Raw genomic sequence first — 15,129 nt, 5'->3', positions numbered from 1 at the left:
TACTGCCGCCCTGAAAGAATGCAATGCATAGGCAATGGAGGTGTTCCTTGGCTCATCCGGTATCCGGTGCCCACTATCTGATGCGCGGCTTTTCCCTTATCCAGGAAAAAGGTCTGCGCCGTTTCGTACTTTTCCCGCTGCTGGTGAACCTGTTGCTGTTCGCCGGCGCTTTCACCTGGTTGATGTTTCGCCTGGGTGACCTGGTGGACTACGTGCTGAGCTACCTGCCCGGCTGGCTCGAATGGCTTGAATACCTGATCTGGCCCCTGGGGGTAGTGGCGGTATTGGTGGTGTTCTCCTTTATTTTCAGCGCCCTGGCCAACTGGATAGCGGCGCCTTTTAACGGCCTGCTGGCCGAACGGGTCGAGCTGATGCTCACCGGCGAACCCCTGCCGGACGCCAGCCTGGCAGAAGTGGTCAAGGACATGCCCCGGGTCTTTGGCCGGGAATGGGCCAAGCTTAAATACTGCCTGCCCCGGGCCATCGGCTTTTTGCTGCTGTTTTTGGTGCCGGTGATAGGCCAGACTCTGGGGGCCGTGCTGTGGTTCCTGTTCGGTGCCTGGATGATGGCCATCCAATACTTGGACTACCCTTTCGACAACCACAAGATCCCCTTTGAAGACATGAAGATGGCCCTCAAGTACCAGCGTAGCGCCAGCTTCAGCTTCGGCATGCTGGCCACGGTGCTGGCCATGGTGCCCATCGTCAATCTTATTGTGATGCCGGTGGCGGTCTGTGGCGCCACCGCCATGTGGGTGGAGCGTTTCAGGCCCCACTTGCTGCGCCGCTAAGATCAATGAAAAAGGGGCTAACAGCCCCTTTTTCATGGCCTTTCCCCGTAAAAAAGCCCGCCTATTGGCGGGCTTTTTTTTTGCCAGGGCTATTGGCCCCTTTCCACTCCCGGGACCTTGGTCTCGTCGCGGTACCACAGCCAGGCCCAATAGCGGCGCAGGGCCTTTTTTATATCCTCAAGGATAAGGTAGAGGGCCGGCACCAGCACCAGGGTGATGATGGTGGCAAAGAGAATACCGAAGGCCAGGGACACCGCCATGGGGATGATGATCTGGGCCTGCAGGCTGGTCTCGAAGACGATGGGCACCAACCCCAGGAAGGTGGTCAGGGAGGTGAGCATGATGGCGCGAAAACGCTTGATGCCAGAGTCCACCACCGCCTGGCGCATGGGCACCCCAGCCGCTCTCGCCTGGTTGACAAAGTCCACCATTACCAAAGAGTCGTTCACCACCACCCCGGACAGGGCGATGATGCCGAACAGGGACAGCACCGACACCGACAGTCCCAACAGCCAGTGGCCGACGATGGCGCCGATGATGCCAAAGGGGATCACCGACATGATGATAAAGGGCTGGCTGTAGGAATTGAGGGGAATGGCCAACAGCGCATAGATAACAAAGAGGGCCGCCAGGGCGCCCAGCAGCAGCTGGGAGTTGTTGTCGGCCTCGTCCTTGGCTTCGCCAGCCATGCGGAAGGTGACGCCGGGATACTTGGCCTTGAGTTTGGGCAACACGTTACTCATCAGCTCACCCACCACCTTGGAGGGCTCGACCTTGGCCTTGTCGGCGTCAGCGCTGATGGTCACGGCCCGAATGCCGTCCACCCTGGTGATCCGCGAGTAACCTTCGCCCAGCTCCACGTCAGCCACATAGGAGAACGGCACTTCCTGACCGCTGGCGGTGCGGATGCGCATATTTTCCAGATGCGACAGGGACTGGCGTTCGGCCAGGGGGTAGCGGACCATGACTTTGACTTCTTCGTCGTCCCGCTGGATACGCTGCACCTCGGCGCCGTAGAAGCCCTGGCGTACTTGGCGGGCCAGGTCCGACAGGCTGATGCCAAGGGCCTCGGCGGCCGGTTTGACCTTGAGGCGCACTTCCAGATTGCCGGAGGACAGGCTGTCTTCGATGTCGAAGACCCCGTCATAGTCGGCCATGGCGGCTTTAAGCTCGCTGGTGGCGGCGTTGAGTTCGTCCAGATCCTTACCCCGCACCGTAAAGGCGATGGCCCCGCCGCCGCCGCCGTTGATGGAGGCGTTGAGCTTGAGGGTCTTGACCCCGGGCAGCTGGCCCACCTCGTTGCGCCACATATCGGCCACCTTGAAGGTGCCGATACTGCGGTTCTCGGAGCTGGTCAGCTCCACTACGAAGCGGCCGGCTGTGGTGGACTGGTTCCAGACGTAGACGTGTTTGACGGCCCTGCTGCCGGTCTCCCGGTAGATTTTGTCGTCAACCCGCCATAGGGCGTCCTGCAATTTTCCCAGGGTTTCGTTGGTTTGGCTGGCGGCGGTGCCGCTGACCATCTCCAGGTTGCCCTGCACGAAGTCGGACGGAATATTGGGGAAGAACACGAAGCGCACCAGGCCACCGCCCACCAGGCCCGCCACCAGCAGCATCATGCCCACAAAGCCGGCCACTGTGATGTAGCGAAGATCCAGGCACTTGTTGAGCAGGGGCCGGTAGATACGCAGGATAAGATTGTCAAAGCCCCGGTTGAAGGCGGCCTTGGCCCGCACCAGGGGGTTGTTGGACGGCTTGTGTTCGATGCGCACATGCTTGAGGTGAGCCGGCAGAATCAGCTTGGACTCGATCAGGGAGAAGATGAGGCTGAGGATCACCACCACCCCTATGGCCTGGAAGATGGCGCCCATGAAACCGGACACCATCAGCATCGGCAGGAAGGCCGCTATGGTGGTCAGCACCCCGAAGGTGGCGGGCAAGGCCACTTTCTGGGCGCCGCGAATAACGCTGTCGACCCCGGCGCCCCGCTCTTCTATCTCCGAGTGCACGCTCTCGCCGATAACGATGGCGTCATCCACCACTATCCCCAACACCAAGATAAAGCCAAAGAGGCTCATCATGTTGATGGTGACCCCGATAAAGGGCATGTGCATAAACAGCAGGGTGCCAAGGAAGCAGACCGGTATCCCCACCATCACCCAGAACGCCAGGCGCACCTGCAGGAACAGGCTCAGCACCAAAAACACCAGGATGGCGCCCATAAACATGTTGCTGAACATCATGTCCAGGCGGTCGTTGAGGAACTTGGAGCTGTCGCCCCAGTAGTCCAGTTGGATGCCGGCCGGCAGGGACTTCTTCTTCTCGTCCACATAGGCCTTGACCGCCTTGGCCATCTCCAGGGCGTCCTGTTCCCCCACGGCGATAACGCCGATGGACAGGCCGGGCTTGCCGTTGAAGCGGGCAAAGTTGTCCTCTTCCACGAAGCCGTCCACCACCTTGGCCACGTCGCTCACCAGCACCCGGGTGCCGTCAGGGCGGTTGACCAGGGTTATCTTGTCGAACTGGTAGCCCCGGTAGGCCTTGCCCTTGGCCCGCAGCAGTATGTCGCCGGTAGAGGACTTGATGGCGCCACCGGGCAGGTCGATAGAGCTGTTGCGCACGGCGCCGGCCACTTCGTCCAGGGTCAGGCCGTATTTGCGCAGCCTGTCTTCCGACACCTCGATGCCCACCTCATAGTCGCGGGCGCCGTTGACATCGGCCCGGGTAATGGGGGCCAGGGCCTTGAGCTCATCGGCGATGTTCTTGGCGTATTCCTTAAAGCCACGTTCGGTAAGATCCCCGTAGACCTGCACCCAGATCACCTCCCGCTCGGGGCGGATCTCGTAGATCACCGGTTTCTCGGCTTCGGCCGGCATGGAGGGAATGGCGTCGACCCGGATCTTTATCTCGTTGAGGACCTCTGTGGTGTCGTAGGACTCGTCCACTTCCACCTGTACCGAGGCAATACCCTCGTTGGCGTTGGAGGTGATCTCCTTGATGCCCTCGATGTTCTCTATGGCCTCCTCGACCTTGAGGATAATGCCCTCCTCCACTTCCTGGGGAGCCGCCCCCGGATAGGGCACCTGGATGGAGATATAGGGCAGGTCCAGTTGCGGGAAGACTTCCTTACGGATCCCGAAACCTGCAATAAGACCACCGACAATGATGATGATCATCAAGAGGTTGGCGGCCACCGTATTGTGGGTGAACCAGGCAATGACGCCTTTTTGCTGCTCGCTCATTTTTCACTCGCCGCCAGTTGGCTACCGGTTTCGGTCTTGGGCTGGTCGGGGGCTATGGCCACCAGGGTACCGTCTACCACGTTGGTCAGGGAGGTCAGGGATACCCGGTCACCGTCGCTCAGGCCCTCGGCAATGTAGGCAAAGTCGGCGTCACTGCGCTCCACCTTCACCTTGAGGCGGCGGATATGGTTGTTCTCGTCCACCAGCACCACTTCGTCGCCCCTCACCGCCTCTTTGGGCAGCACGATGAGGGGGCGCTTTTCACCGGAGCGCAGCATCGCCTCCACAAAGGTACCGAACTTGAGCCACTGGCCCTTGGCCTGCTGGCGCAGGTAAGGGTCGCGCACCTCGGCGATGATAAAGCTCATCCGCGACTGGTCATCCAGTACCCCGGAGCTCTGCACCAGCTCGGCCTGCCACTGCTGGGGCTTGCCGTTGACCTTGTGATTTAGGGTGATCTGCACCCCTTGCTGGTCGTTGTTGTTCAGGCCCAGCCAGCCCAGTTCCTCGTCGGATACCGGCAGCCGCACTTCTGCCACGGCGGTGTCGTCTATCACCCCAAGCTGGGTACCCAGGCCCACGTACTGGCCCAGATCCACGGCGCGGTCACGAACCAGGCCGTCATAGGGGGCGCGGATCTCGGTACGTAGCAGATTGCGCTTGGCTTCTTCCAGGCGGGCCTTCTGGGACTCCACCTGGGCCTTGGCGCTGGCCAACTGGGGTTTGCGCAGGGCGATATCGGTGACCTTGTCGGGAGACACGCTGCGCCACTCGCGGGCAGCCACTTCCCCTTGGGCCTTTTCCTGCTCGAAAGTGGCCACGGCCTGGGCCAGTTCGGCCTCGGCGCTGCGCAGGGCGGTCTGGTAGTCGGCCGGGTCTATCTGGGCCAGCAGTTCGCCTTTTTGCACCATGGAGCCGGAACGGAACTTGTCAGAGACCGACACGATGCGGCCCCCTACTTCGGCGACCAGGGACGTTTGGGTTTTGGGGCGGACCGTTCCCTGGGACTGGATCTGGTAGTTGACCCCTTCCTGATGGGCTTCCACCACCGACACCAGCAGGGGTGGCTTGGCCTCTTCGGCCTTTTGCGGCGGGGTTTTCATGGAGATCAGGCCGAGCATGGCAGCCACACTTATGACCAACACCACCAACGGCAACAGACAGCCTACGGCTACTCTTTTCATTCAGACGTTCCCTGACATTCGCTTTGAGACGATATTGCGGCTTTTTATAGCCTATGGCGCCGTACGCTGATACAGGCCAAGTATTTTAATGTTTTGCAAAATGTGTATGGCTTGTTGCCGCGCCCCTGCTGGCCCCGGCGCCAGGCATCATGGTGCCTTGGGTGCAAAAAAGGGTCCCGTAGGACCCTTGTTTTACATCCATATTTTTAACGTTTCTGAACCGTAATACAACCGGCGGAATAACCGGCGCCGAAGGAACAGATAATGCCAACGTCGCCGCTGTTGAGATCGCTGCGGTGCTTGTGGAAGGCGATCACCGAACCGGCGCTGGAGGTATTGGCGTATTCGTCCAGGATCACCGGGGCTTCGGCGTCGCTGGCGTCACGGCCCAGCACCTTGCGGGCGATAAACAGGTTCATGTTGATGTTGGCCTGGTGCAGCCAGAGGCGGTTGGGGGTCAGGCCCTGGCGGGCCAGCTCGCTGCTGATAAGCTCGCTGACCATGGGTACCACTTCCTTGAACACCTTGCGCCCTTCCTGCACGAACAGCTTGTCCCGGTCGAACTGGTGCTCGGGGGCAGTGCGGTTCAAAAAGCCGAAGTTGTTGCGGATGTTGTTGGAGAACTGGGTAATGAGCTTCTCACCCTTGACCAACCACTGCTCGGCGCTGCTGGCGTCCTCGGCCCGCTCCAGTACGGTGGCGGTGCAGGCGTCGCCGAAGATGAAGTGGCTGTCACGGTCACGGAAGTTGAGGTGGCCGGAGCAGATCTCGGGGTTGACCACCAGGGCCAGCTTGGCGCTGCCGGCCTTGAGCATGGCGGCGGCATTGGCAATACCGAAGGTGGCGGAGGAGCATGCCACGTTCATGTCGAAGGCCAGGCCCTTGGCACCGATAAAGTGCTGCAGTTCCACAGCCATGGCGGGGTAAGGGCGCTGCATGTTGGAGGCGGCGCAGATGATGAGGTCTACGTCTTCGGGGCTGCGGCCAGCGGCTTTGAGAGCCTGGTCGGCGGCGTGCATGGCCATCTCGATCATCACCGAGGGCTTGTCGTTATCGCGCTCGGGGATCAGGGGCATCATCACCTCAGGGTCGAGGATGCCGTCCTTGCCGACCACATAGCGGCTCTTGATGCCGGAGGCCTTGAGGATAAACTCGCTGCTCGAATGGGCCAGCGGCTGGATCTGCCCGGCCTCGATGGCGCCCTGGTTGTCTTCGTTGAAGTTGTCGACGTACTGGTTGAAGGCTTTCACCAGCTCGTCATTGCTGATGGCATTAGGGGGCGTATAGAGCCCGGTGCCGCTGATAACAATCTCGCTCACGCCTGTTCCTCTTGCTGCTCGCTGGCGTTATCCGTTAGCGGCCCAGTATAGCGGATCCCTTTAATTTCCTGAATCACTACGGTTTCCCCTATCTTGTCCTGGATGCACTGGCGGTTGTTGTCCCAGAGTACCTGCATAAAACCCAGCATGCCGGTGGCAAGGCCGGCGCCGTAACCGCCGTAGCGGCCAAAGGAGGCCCACAGGGTCAGGGGCTCGCCGTTAAGGCGCACCACCCTCAAGCCCAGCAACCTCTTCCCTGGGGTCTGGCCGCGCCACAGGGCGGTAAAGAGGGTGAAGTACAAAGCCGCCCAACTGAGCCCCAGGCCCAGATCGGCGATAAGGCCCTTGGCCCAGTTAAGCAGCGAATAACCGTAATGCTTGGGTTTTTCTTCTTCGATGCCCTGCCCGGCCTCTTTTTCCGCAGCCTTTTGGTCCCTCTTGAAGGCCCGGTAGCGGGCCTCGGCACCGGCCATCACCTGCTCGCGGTAGGCGGCCTTTTCGTCGTCGTTCAGGAAGCTCATGTCGTCGAAGATGGCATCGGCCAGTTCCCGGCGGGTTTTCAGATCCCCGGCAAAGCGTTCGTCCAACAGCTTAATGAGGCCGGGCAGGCTGTCGTCAACACAGACCTTGTCGTCGCACAGGGCCATGGCGATGCCAACGGCGCCAAGGGCTCCCACTTCCAAGGCCGAATGGGGGGGCTTGTCCGGGTCGGGCTTGTCATCCAAGCTGCGGCTGAGGGTGCTGGTCAGGGATACCACCAGCACGAAGACCACCAACACCACCAGCACCCTCAGCCAGCGCCGGGCCCAGGGGTGTATCACCTGGTCGTGGCGCTTGGACAGTATCCAGATGGCGATGGCGGCCACCAGGCCTATGGCCACGTCCGGCACATAGGTCAGCATGGCGATAAGCCACAAATCCAGCCCCATGGCCAGGCCCCGGCGCCAGGGTTTGCCCAGGGGATGGCCCAGCAACCTCTGGTCCACCTTGAAGGCAAAGGGGGTAATAATGGCCCGGGTTTCTTTGCCTTCACGCCAGGCTTCCAGCGCCGACTGGTGTTCAGGATCGTGTTTTGTCATCTATTTATATCCTTATAACCAGAAAATCCTTAACACCCAGCAGCCTGGTCGCTACCTTGTGTCCCATACCCTCAATGAGGCGAATACCTGTTATGAGCCAGCTATTTAAAGACAACTCCCTGACCATCGGCAATACCCCCCTGGTCAAACTCAACCGCGTCACCGGTGGCGAAGTCTACGCCAAGGTCGAAGCACGCAACCCCAGCTTCTCCGTAAAATGCCGTATTGGCGCCTCCATGATCTGGGACGCCGAGGAAAAAGGCCTGCTGGGCCCGGGCAAAGAAATCATCGAGCCCACCTCCGGCAACACCGGTATCGCCCTAGCCTTCGTGGCCGCCGCCCGTGGCATTCCCATCACCCTGACTATGCCCGAGTCCATGAGCCTGGAGCGCCGCAAGCTGCTCAAGGCTCTGGGTGCCAACCTGGTGCTGACCGAAGCGGCCAAGGGCATGAAGGGCGCCATCGACAAGGCCAGCGAAATTCGCGACGCCGAGCCCAATAAATACGTGCTGCTCCAGCAGTTCGAAAACCCGGCCAACCCCGCCATCCACGAGACAACCACAGGTCCCGAGATCTGGGAAGCCACCGATGGCGACATCGACGTGTTCGTGGCTGGCGTCGGCACCGGCGGCACCATTACCGGTGTGTCCCGCTACCTGAAAAAGACCCGGGGTAAAGACGTCATTTCCGTGGCGGTGGAACCGGCCGACTCTCCGGTTATCAGCCAAAAGCTGGCCGGTGAAGATCTCAAACCCGGCCCCCACAAAATCCAGGGCATCGGGGCCGGCTTTATTCCCGGCAACCTGGACTTGAGCCTGGTTGACCGGGTAGAGCAGGTGTCCAACGACGACGCCATGGCCATGGCCCATCGCCTGATGAAAGAAGAAGGGATCCTCGCCGGCATTTCCTCCGGCGCCGCCGTGGTGGCCGCCAAGCGCCTGGCCGAGAACCCTGACTTTGCCGGCAAGAAGATCGTGGTGATCCTGCCCTCTTCCGCCGAGCGTTACCTGAGCTCCCCCTTGTTCGCCGACGTGTTCACCGAGCAGGAACTGTCCCAGTAACAACGCAAAGAGGGGCCGTCGTCAAGGCGGCCCCTCCTGCTTTGCCGGATCATGGCTCGGCGATGGCTGTTTGGGCTTAGTTAGTTAACTTTCGCCCAAAAGGTCATGTTTACCGAGTCGGGCTCGATAAGATCGAGATACGCCAAGGCAAGGGGGTCGGTTAACCACTGCTGGCAGTATTCTTCTGCCTTCTGTTGGGTTGTGGCAATTGCAACGTCAGCGTAGATACCGTCTTTACCTCGCAGTAAAAAGTGGCTTATCAGCTCCTCTTGTTCTCGGAGGAACCCCTTCTCCACTTCCTTAGACATCTCTATCAGCTGTTCTTCCGAAACGCCCTGCTTAAGCCTAAAGACAGCGAACTCCATACCGCCAAAGCGCTCAAGATTTCCATTTAATATCATCACTACAGCCTCTTGTTGGTTCTGTGAGTGGGGATGATATTGATGGGCCACTGACAGCATTGTGTCAGTTAGCTTGCTCTTGCAGGGCAATATAGTTTTGCAGCGAGACATCAACAGGTAATGCCCCGCCACTGCTCGACGTTACCAGTTTTACGATGCGATCTACCCTGAAGTCCCGATAGTTACCACGTAACCCGCACCAACAGCCTACTGTCCATTTGGCTCCCCAATAGAACAGCCCCAGCGGAAAGACGGTTCGCTGGGTGACCTCTCCCTGTTCTGATACGTAACCTAGGTCCAGCCAGTGTTTCGACTCTATTGCCGAGTGCAATCTGTCCCAAACTTCATATACGCCTGTACCGCGACTTGAGGCCGGTATCCTTATTGCCCTGTGGTCAGGATTGGACGTGGCAATGCTGCGGGGTAGTGCCGCTTCTATTTTGGAAAGCAAAGCATGGGCAGAGTCCGATAAGCGCTGCCCGGTTAATGCAGCGATAAAGTTGACCCCGGCAACCAAGGCTTCCAGTTCGCCGGGTGACAATTGCAGCGGTGGTAACTCATAGCCTTCCGACAGGCGGTACCCCACTCCCGGCTCTCCATAAATGGGGATCCCAGCCACAGATAAGTCATCGACGTAGCGATAAATGGTTCGCTCAGAAACCGACATCTTTTCAGCCAATGTCTTGGCCGATATGGGCTGATGTGCCCGAAGAATATTGGTCAGTTGAAACAGCCTATCCGATTTTCTCATGCATTGGACCTTGGCTGATGGTGAGCCTGAGATTGCAGCTAAACAAGAAAAGGGCTTGGGATTTATTGGCCGAGCAGCAAGCCGTAGTGCCAATCATCGTGCCAGCGGCCATTGAGCAAAAAGTGCTCCTTCAGTACCCCTTCCCGCTCAAAGCCGCACTTTTCCAAAAGCCCTGCCGAGGGCGTATTGCCGGAGGTTACCACCGCCGCCAGCTTGTGAAAGCCAAGGTCCCTGGCCAGGGCGATAATGGCCAGGGTCGCCTCCTTGGCGTAGCCCTGGCCCTGGAAGGCCGGGGCAAACAAAAAGCCCAGCTCGGCCTGGCGGTGAGCCCAGTTGCAGCGAAAGCCGTGCAGGCCTATGGGGCTGTTGCTGGCCTTTTCCCGCACCACCAGGCTCAGCCATTGGGGAGCGGTCTTATCCCAGGGCAGGCAGGCCTGCTGGAATTTGTCTTCGATCATCGCCTCTGTCCTGTTGTTGGCTACAAAGGCCATGACGCTGGGGTCCGATTGCAGGGCAAAGAAAAAATCCCGGTCCAAAGGGCCGGTGGGACTGAGGGTCAGGCGTGGGGTTTCAAGCAGCATGGGTCTGAGAGCAAAGTCCATTTTGCCCACCATGCCGGAAAATCAAAAACCCGGCAATAGCCGGGTTTTGCTTGCTTTAAAGCCAGCCTTTTCGCTTGAAGAAAAGGTAGGTTCCGGCGGCAGAGGCAAACATCAGCCCTATGGCCAGGGGGTAGCCAAAGCGCCAGTGCAGCTCGGGCATGATGTCAAAGTTCATGCCGTAGGCCGAGGCGATCACCGTGGGCGGCAGGAACACCACCGCCGCTACCGAGAAGATCTTGATGATCTTGTTCTGTTTGAGGCTGGTAAAGCCCATGGCCGCGTCCAGCAGGAAGTTGATCTTGTCGAACAAAAACTGGGTATGGGGCAGCAAGGACTCGATATCCGCCAGCATATCTTTGACTTCCTTGCGGTTGTCTTCAGACAGTCGGCCCCGCTGGTTGCGGGTCATAAAGCGCAGGGAACGCTGGGTATCCAGCAGGCTCAGGCGGATCTTGCCGTTGATGTCTTCCTGCAGGGTGATGTTCTTTAAGATCTCGTCCAGTTCTTCCGCTTCGAAGACCTCTTGGCCCGTCGATTCCAGCACGGTGTAGACGTCTTCGAGGAGGTCAGAAAGGTATTCCACCTTGAGGATCAGCATCTCCACCAGCAAGGTGGCCGGATCCCGGGCTTCCATCTTGTCCTGGCGCAAGTAGGCCCGAAACAGCCGCATCAACCCCAGGTCTTCTTCACGCAGGGTAATGAGCAGGTTGTCACGCAGGGTAAAAGAGACGTTGACGCCGCGCAGCTCCTTGCCCACCCGGTGCGGGAACAGGGAGGTGATATGCAGGCCGTCCTTGTCGGAGTAGAAACGGGCCGAGGCCTCGATTTCGTTGATGTCGTCCTCTTCCGGCACTTCTTCCTGGAAGTAGGTGGACATCCACTGGCGCTCTTCGTCAGTGGGCTTGAAGACGTCCAGCCACAGGGTGTTGGCGGGCAGGCGGTCCTCAGTGGAGAGTTCTTTGACGTCCAGTAACTGGCCGTTGCGCACGTAGGCATTGATCATAGGCGCTTCCTGGCGAGGTAAATTGCTCGCTTATTCTATGCCAAGGTACTTATGTAACTGAACCGACAAGCGCCAATTCCTTTCAATACAGGTCTTTATGCAAAGCTCTGTGGCCCTTTTCCCCTGGCTGACCGGTTGCAGATACACCGGCTTTTCGCCGCAGCGGGCCAGCAGGGCGTCCAGCTCTTCGATATCCCGTTCCCGGGCCACAGGGTGCTTGATGTCGTCGGCCCGCTCAAGGGCGGAGTCGAGGATGGCGTAGCCTCCTTTCATACCTACCTTGGGCGACAGGGTGATGACAGTCTCTTTAGGTACTTTTATCTCGAAGGTGCCGGAGGTCTCGATTTGGGTGCTATAACCGGCGCCGTGCAGGGCCTCACAGAGGGGCACCAGGTCGAACATGCAGGGCTCGCCGCCGGTAATGACCACCAGTTTGGCGTTAAAGCCGCGCTCGGCAAAGGTGGCCAGCATGGCCTCGGGCGTCGCCCAGGCCCAGCAGCTGGAGGCGGCGGTTTTCACCAGTATGTCCCCCAGGGGGCGCTCGTCCTGGGGTTGTTGTTCCCAGGTATGTTTGGTGTCGCACCAGCTGCAGCCCACCGGGCAACCTTGCAGGCGAACAAAGATGGCCGGCAAGCCGGTAAAACGGCCTTCACCCTGCAAGGTTTCGAAAATTTCGTTGACCGGATAGCGCATCTTTGGTGCCTCAAGGTTGAGAGGGGGCGGATGCTACCATAAAATGCTGACCCCAACCGAGGCGAGGCGTCATGAGCAAAGTTGTAGTCATCTATTCCGGCGGCATGGATTCATTCACCTTGCTGCACAAGGCCATCAAAGACGGGCATGAAGTTCATGCACTGTCGTTCAATTATGGCCAGCGCCATGTCAAAGAGCTGCAGGTGGCCGCCAAGGTGACTGCGGAACTGGGCATCGCCCACGAGGTGGTGGACATCAGCGCTATCCAGAGCCTGATCGCCAATTCCGCCCTGACCTCGGACATCGCCATGCCCGAAGGCCATTACCAGGAAAACAACATGAAGCAGACGGTGGTGCCCAACCGCAACATGATCCTGTTGTCCCTGGCCATCGGCAAGGCGGTGAGCATAGGCGCCGACAAGGTCTACTACGGTGCCCATGGCGGTGACCACGCCATCTACCCCGATTGCCGCCCCGAGTTCGTCAAGGCCATGAACGCCGTATCGCAAGTGGCCAACTACGAACCGGTGAGCATCGAAAGCCCCTACCTGATGGCCACCAAGGGTGAGATCCTCACCGACGGCCTGAAGATGGGGCTGAGCTACGAGCAAACCTGGACCTGCTACCAGGGCGGCGAGGCGGCCTGCGGCCGCTGTGGCGCCTGCCAGGAAAGGCTGGAAGCCTTCCGTGAGAACCAACTGGAAGATCCCCTGCCTTACCTGACCCGTGAGATTTTATGAAACAGACGCTCTACAAAGACTTTTCCTTCGACTCCGCCCACCGCCTGCCCCATGTGCCGGCCGGCCACAAGTGCGGCAACCTCCACGGCCACACCTTCGGGGTGCGGGTGGAAGTGACCGGCGAGGTGGACCCCTACACCGGCTGGGTGATGGACTTTGCCGACATGAAAGCGGTGGTCAAACCGCTGATTGACCAGCTGGATCATTGCTATCTGAATGACATTGCAGGCCTGGAAAACCCCACCTCGGAAGTGCTGGCCAAATGGATCTGGGACCAACTGGCCCCCAAGTTGCCGCTGCTGTCGGCGGTGTGGGTGCGGGAAACCTGCACCTCAGGTTGCCTTTACCAAGGCGATTAAAAAAGGCCGCAGCAGCGGCCTTTTTCATTACTGGGCTCAGCCCTGGCTCAGAGCCAGCAACTGTACCGCCAAGTAGCACGACAACAGGGTGCCAAAAAGCCCCAGGGGCAGCACCAGGTACCATTTGTCCCCCTGGCCGCTGCTGGGGGCGGCGCCGTCATCCAACAGGTCGCGGCGCAGGGTAAAGGGCACCAGGCCAAGGCCGATGAGCCCCAAGATCATCACCAGGGCCCATTGCACCGGCGCCTGTACCGCAAAACCAAAGCGCAGGGCCATCAGCACCAGCACCAGATAGGACTGGCAGGCAAGGGCGGTAAAGCGCCCGCCAAGGGCCCGGCTGAAACTGCGCACCACCAGGGCCAGCAGCACCCCGGACAGGGGGATCATGATGCCGGCCAGGGCAGGTTTAAAATAATAAAGCACGCCCCACAGCAGGCAGATGGGCCCACTCCACAACGACACCCCCAACACAGCCTTTAATCCCTGCTGGCGGACCAATGCCGGCATAGGTTTATTCTTGTACTGCACCCAATCCATAGCTCCCCCTAATTGACATTGAAACAGTCCAGGCTGGCCAGCAGGATCACGCCGCCAAAGCTGGACAAGCCGCCCCCGATAAGGCCCAGGGGTAACACCAGAAACCAGCGGTTTTGCAGGGCCCGCCCCAGGGGGGAACGATCCAGTACCAGCAAGGACAGCAGCGCCTTGCTACCGTCATGGCGCATCCGCGCCCGAAACAGGGCCCAGGCCCCCACCAGGCCGGTCACCACCAGGGTGGCCACCACCAGCAGGTGGCCGGGGGTCTTGATGGCAAAACCAAACATCAGGGAAGTGAGCAGCAAGACGCCGTAGGACAACAGGCTCAGCAGCACAAAGACACTGCTGGCACCCCGGCCGTGATAACGCACCACCAGGGCGATCAGCACCCCAGACAGGGGCAGCATGATGCCGGCCAGGGTGGGGGCCAGATGGTAGATGAGCCCCCAGCAGAAGATGATGGGGCAACTCCATAACGACACCCCCAATACCGCCAGCAGGCCGCATTGGCGGCCCAGGACGCAGGGGACTGAGCTTGGCTGGGTCATGCCTTGGTCCTCGATCAACAGGCGAACTGCTGCCCGATAACTCCAACAAACGACAAGGCCCCTGCCGGACTTGAGCAAAGACACACAATTTCTGAAGGCTTTTGCCTAGAGCGGGGACGGCTCACAAAAAAGCCCGCCGAAGCGGGCTTTCTCAGCTGGGCAACACCGGATTGGCGGCTCCCTCCCCCACCACAGTGTGCCAGGGCATAACCCGCCAATGGGCCACCAGACCATGGCGCACATAGGGGTCGAGGCGGGCGAAGTTGGCAGGTACTTCGGGGCTGTCGCAAGCAAACAGCAGCATGGCCCGCTCTACCGGCTCACCCATGGCGCCCCCCAGCAGCAGTTCGCCGGTTTCGGCCCACTGCCAGGCCAGGGCCAGGTGCTCGGCCCGGTATTGACCGCGCTTTTCCAGATAGTCGGCGGTGGTTTCGTAGATCAGCACATAATGCATGGGAGCTCCTCAGCCTTTGGCTTTGTCGATAAGGGCCTGGTGCTCGGGGCTCAAGGGCATGGCTTTAAAAGGGCTGACATTGGCACCCCCGGTATTGCCCTTGGGCACCCAGCCCAAGGCGGTCTTGGTAGCCGCCCCCAGCACCCGCAGCAACTGGCCGGCCAGCTCGGCGCCGTCTTTCTGGCGCCAGGCCCAGACCAACATCAGTAAATGGACCCTCATGTGCCACCAGGTAGACCCCTGCCCCAGCACATGGGCATTTTCCAGGTGCTTAAAAGCCACCTCGGCCGAATGGGCCTGTTGCGCCAGGGCCAATTCGGCCTTGACGGCCGGGGCTATGTTGCGGGCAAAACGACTGAACATAA

At 59.8% G+C, this 15,129-nt stretch carries 17 protein-coding genes; 4 read left to right on the top strand and 13 right to left on the bottom strand.

The window, feature by feature from the left end:
- Nucleotides 1–23 precede the first annotated feature (23 nt).
- Nucleotides 24–791: a sulfate transporter CysZ gene (gene cysZ / locus B3C1_RS16660; RefSeq protein WP_051012945.1), complete on the top strand. Its 768-nt coding sequence runs from the start codon at nucleotides 24–26 to the stop codon at nucleotides 789–791.
- Nucleotides 792–880: 89 nt separating this feature from the next.
- Here the strand turns inward: cysZ and B3C1_RS16655 are convergent, their stop codons facing one another.
- The 4 genes from B3C1_RS16655 to B3C1_RS20310 form a co-directional block, all read right to left on the bottom strand.
- On the bottom strand, nucleotides 881–4,033 hold the full coding sequence (locus B3C1_RS16655) for an efflux RND transporter permease subunit (RefSeq protein ID WP_008486254.1): 3,153 nt from the start codon (nucleotides 4,031–4,033) through the stop codon (nucleotides 881–883).
- Complete coding sequence (locus B3C1_RS16650; protein WP_008486253.1) at nucleotides 4,030–5,217, bottom strand: efflux RND transporter periplasmic adaptor subunit; 1,188 nt, start codon at nucleotides 5,215–5,217, stop codon at nucleotides 4,030–4,032. Before B3C1_RS16650 ends, B3C1_RS16655 begins: the two co-directional genes overlap by 4 nt.
- A 206-nt stretch (nucleotides 5,218–5,423) precedes the next feature.
- Entirely contained in the window at nucleotides 5,424–6,536 is a 1,113-nt protein-coding gene (locus B3C1_RS16645) for a beta-ketoacyl-ACP synthase III (protein WP_008486252.1), read from the bottom strand.
- Nucleotides 6,533–7,615, bottom strand: a complete 1,083-nt coding sequence (locus tag B3C1_RS20310; RefSeq protein WP_008486251.1) for an RDD family protein — start codon at nucleotides 7,613–7,615, stop codon at nucleotides 6,533–6,535. The genes B3C1_RS16645 and B3C1_RS20310 overlap by 4 nt, the downstream gene beginning before the upstream one ends.
- Nucleotides 7,616–7,707: 92 nt before the next feature.
- Here B3C1_RS20310 and cysK point away from each other — a divergent pair, with 92 nt between their 5' ends.
- The gene (cysK, locus tag B3C1_RS16635) at nucleotides 7,708–8,676 is read left to right on the top strand and encodes a cysteine synthase A (protein ID WP_008486250.1); all 969 of its coding nucleotides are present in this window, start codon (nucleotides 7,708–7,710) and stop codon (nucleotides 8,674–8,676) included.
- Nucleotides 8,677–8,756: 80 nt separating this feature from the next.
- On the opposite strand, the gene B3C1_RS16630 is transcribed toward cysK, so the two are convergent.
- The 5 genes from B3C1_RS16630 to queE all read right to left on the bottom strand — a co-directional run bounded on the left by B3C1_RS16630 (nucleotide 8,757) and on the right by queE (nucleotide 12,126).
- Nucleotides 8,757–9,077, bottom strand: coding sequence for a hypothetical protein (locus B3C1_RS16630; protein WP_008486249.1), 321 nt, complete (start codon nucleotides 9,075–9,077; stop codon nucleotides 8,757–8,759).
- Between the two features lie 64 nt (nucleotides 9,078–9,141).
- Complete coding sequence (locus B3C1_RS16625) at nucleotides 9,142–9,828, bottom strand: helix-turn-helix transcriptional regulator (protein ID WP_008486248.1); 687 nt, start codon at nucleotides 9,826–9,828, stop codon at nucleotides 9,142–9,144.
- Between the two features lie 62 nt (nucleotides 9,829–9,890).
- Nucleotides 9,891–10,430, bottom strand: a complete 540-nt coding sequence (locus B3C1_RS16620) for a GNAT family N-acetyltransferase (protein ID WP_237751012.1) — start codon at nucleotides 10,428–10,430, stop codon at nucleotides 9,891–9,893.
- A 55-nt stretch (nucleotides 10,431–10,485) separates the two neighbouring features.
- Nucleotides 10,486–11,433: a magnesium/cobalt transporter CorA gene (gene corA / locus B3C1_RS16615; RefSeq protein ID WP_008486245.1), complete on the bottom strand. Its 948-nt coding sequence runs from the start codon at nucleotides 11,431–11,433 to the stop codon at nucleotides 10,486–10,488.
- A 30-nt stretch (nucleotides 11,434–11,463) separates the two neighbouring features.
- Complete coding sequence (queE, locus tag B3C1_RS16610) at nucleotides 11,464–12,126, bottom strand: 7-carboxy-7-deazaguanine synthase QueE (protein WP_008486243.1); 663 nt, start codon at nucleotides 12,124–12,126, stop codon at nucleotides 11,464–11,466.
- Between the two features lie 71 nt (nucleotides 12,127–12,197).
- On the opposite strand from queE, the gene queC reads away from it, so the two are divergent.
- Nucleotides 12,198–12,866: a 7-cyano-7-deazaguanine synthase QueC gene (gene queC / locus B3C1_RS16605; RefSeq protein ID WP_008486242.1), complete on the top strand. Its 669-nt coding sequence runs from the start codon at nucleotides 12,198–12,200 to the stop codon at nucleotides 12,864–12,866.
- Complete coding sequence (gene queD / locus B3C1_RS16600) at nucleotides 12,863–13,225, top strand: 6-carboxytetrahydropterin synthase QueD (protein WP_008486241.1); 363 nt, start codon at nucleotides 12,863–12,865, stop codon at nucleotides 13,223–13,225. The genes queC and queD overlap by 4 nt, the downstream gene beginning before the upstream one ends.
- Nucleotides 13,226–13,261: 36 nt before the next feature.
- Here the strand turns inward: queD and B3C1_RS16595 are convergent, their stop codons facing one another.
- The 4 genes from B3C1_RS16595 to B3C1_RS16580 all read right to left on the bottom strand — a co-directional run bounded on the left by B3C1_RS16595 (nucleotide 13,262) and on the right by B3C1_RS16580 (nucleotide 15,127).
- Nucleotides 13,262–13,732 (bottom strand): hypothetical protein, encoded by a 471-nt coding sequence (locus B3C1_RS16595; protein ID WP_156804603.1) that lies wholly within the window; start codon nucleotides 13,730–13,732, stop codon nucleotides 13,262–13,264.
- Nucleotides 13,733–13,770: 38 nt separating this feature from the next.
- A complete protein-coding gene (locus tag B3C1_RS16590) occupies nucleotides 13,771–14,310 on the bottom strand; it encodes a hypothetical protein (RefSeq protein WP_008486239.1) in 540 nt (179 codons plus the stop codon).
- A 151-nt stretch (nucleotides 14,311–14,461) separates the two neighbouring features.
- Nucleotides 14,462–14,764: a YciI-like protein gene (locus tag B3C1_RS16585; protein ID WP_008486238.1), complete on the bottom strand. Its 303-nt coding sequence runs from the start codon at nucleotides 14,762–14,764 to the stop codon at nucleotides 14,462–14,464.
- A 9-nt stretch (nucleotides 14,765–14,773) separates the two neighbouring features.
- Entirely contained in the window at nucleotides 14,774–15,127 is a 354-nt protein-coding gene (locus B3C1_RS16580; RefSeq protein ID WP_008486237.1) for a DUF3703 domain-containing protein, read from the bottom strand.
- Nucleotides 15,128–15,129: the final 2 nt, after the last annotated feature.

It is taken from the genome of Gallaecimonas xiamenensis 3-C-1 (assembly GCF_000299915.1).
GTDB classification, from domain to species: Bacteria; Pseudomonadota; Gammaproteobacteria; order Enterobacterales; family Gallaecimonadaceae; genus Gallaecimonas; species Gallaecimonas xiamenensis.
The sequence above is the reverse complement of the archived record's forward strand: the minus strand, read 5'-3'. Positions and strand labels throughout refer to the sequence as shown.

Bases quoted from the DNA above. Each gene is read 5' to 3' on its own strand.
- cysZ (WP_051012945.1), top strand. From the start codon at position 24: ATGCATAGGCAATGGAGGTGTTCCTTGGCTCATCCGGTATCCGGTGCC.
- queE (WP_008486243.1), bottom strand. From the start codon at position 12,126: ATGCGCTATCCGGTCAACGAAATTTTCGAAACCTTGCAGGGTGAAGGC.
- corA (WP_008486245.1), bottom strand. From the start codon at position 11,433: ATGATCAATGCCTACGTGCGCAACGGCCAGTTACTGGACGTCAAAGAA.
- B3C1_RS16580 (WP_008486237.1), bottom strand. From the start codon at position 15,127: ATGTTCAGTCGTTTTGCCCGCAACATAGCCCCGGCCGTCAAGGCCGAA.
- queD (WP_008486241.1), top strand. From the start codon at position 12,863: ATGAAACAGACGCTCTACAAAGACTTTTCCTTCGACTCCGCCCACCGC.
- B3C1_RS16590 (WP_008486239.1), bottom strand. From the start codon at position 14,310: ATGACCCAGCCAAGCTCAGTCCCCTGCGTCCTGGGCCGCCAATGCGGC.
- B3C1_RS16625 (WP_008486248.1), bottom strand. From the start codon at position 9,828: ATGAGAAAATCGGATAGGCTGTTTCAACTGACCAATATTCTTCGGGCA.
- B3C1_RS16595 (WP_156804603.1), bottom strand. From the start codon at position 13,732: ATGCCGGCATTGGTCCGCCAGCAGGGATTAAAGGCTGTGTTGGGGGTG.
- cysK (WP_008486250.1), top strand. From the start codon at position 7,708: ATGAGCCAGCTATTTAAAGACAACTCCCTGACCATCGGCAATACCCCC.
- B3C1_RS16585 (WP_008486238.1), bottom strand. From the start codon at position 14,764: ATGCATTATGTGCTGATCTACGAAACCACCGCCGACTATCTGGAAAAG.
- B3C1_RS16630 (WP_008486249.1), bottom strand. From the start codon at position 9,077: ATGATATTAAATGGAAATCTTGAGCGCTTTGGCGGTATGGAGTTCGCT.
- B3C1_RS16620 (WP_237751012.1), bottom strand. From the start codon at position 10,430: ATGGACTTTGCTCTCAGACCCATGCTGCTTGAAACCCCACGCCTGACC.
- B3C1_RS20310 (WP_008486251.1), bottom strand. From the start codon at position 7,615: ATGACAAAACACGATCCTGAACACCAGTCGGCGCTGGAAGCCTGGCGT.
- B3C1_RS16655 (WP_008486254.1), bottom strand. From the start codon at position 4,033: ATGAGCGAGCAGCAAAAAGGCGTCATTGCCTGGTTCACCCACAATACG.
- B3C1_RS16650 (WP_008486253.1), bottom strand. From the start codon at position 5,217: ATGAAAAGAGTAGCCGTAGGCTGTCTGTTGCCGTTGGTGGTGTTGGTC.
- queC (WP_008486242.1), top strand. From the start codon at position 12,198: ATGAGCAAAGTTGTAGTCATCTATTCCGGCGGCATGGATTCATTCACC.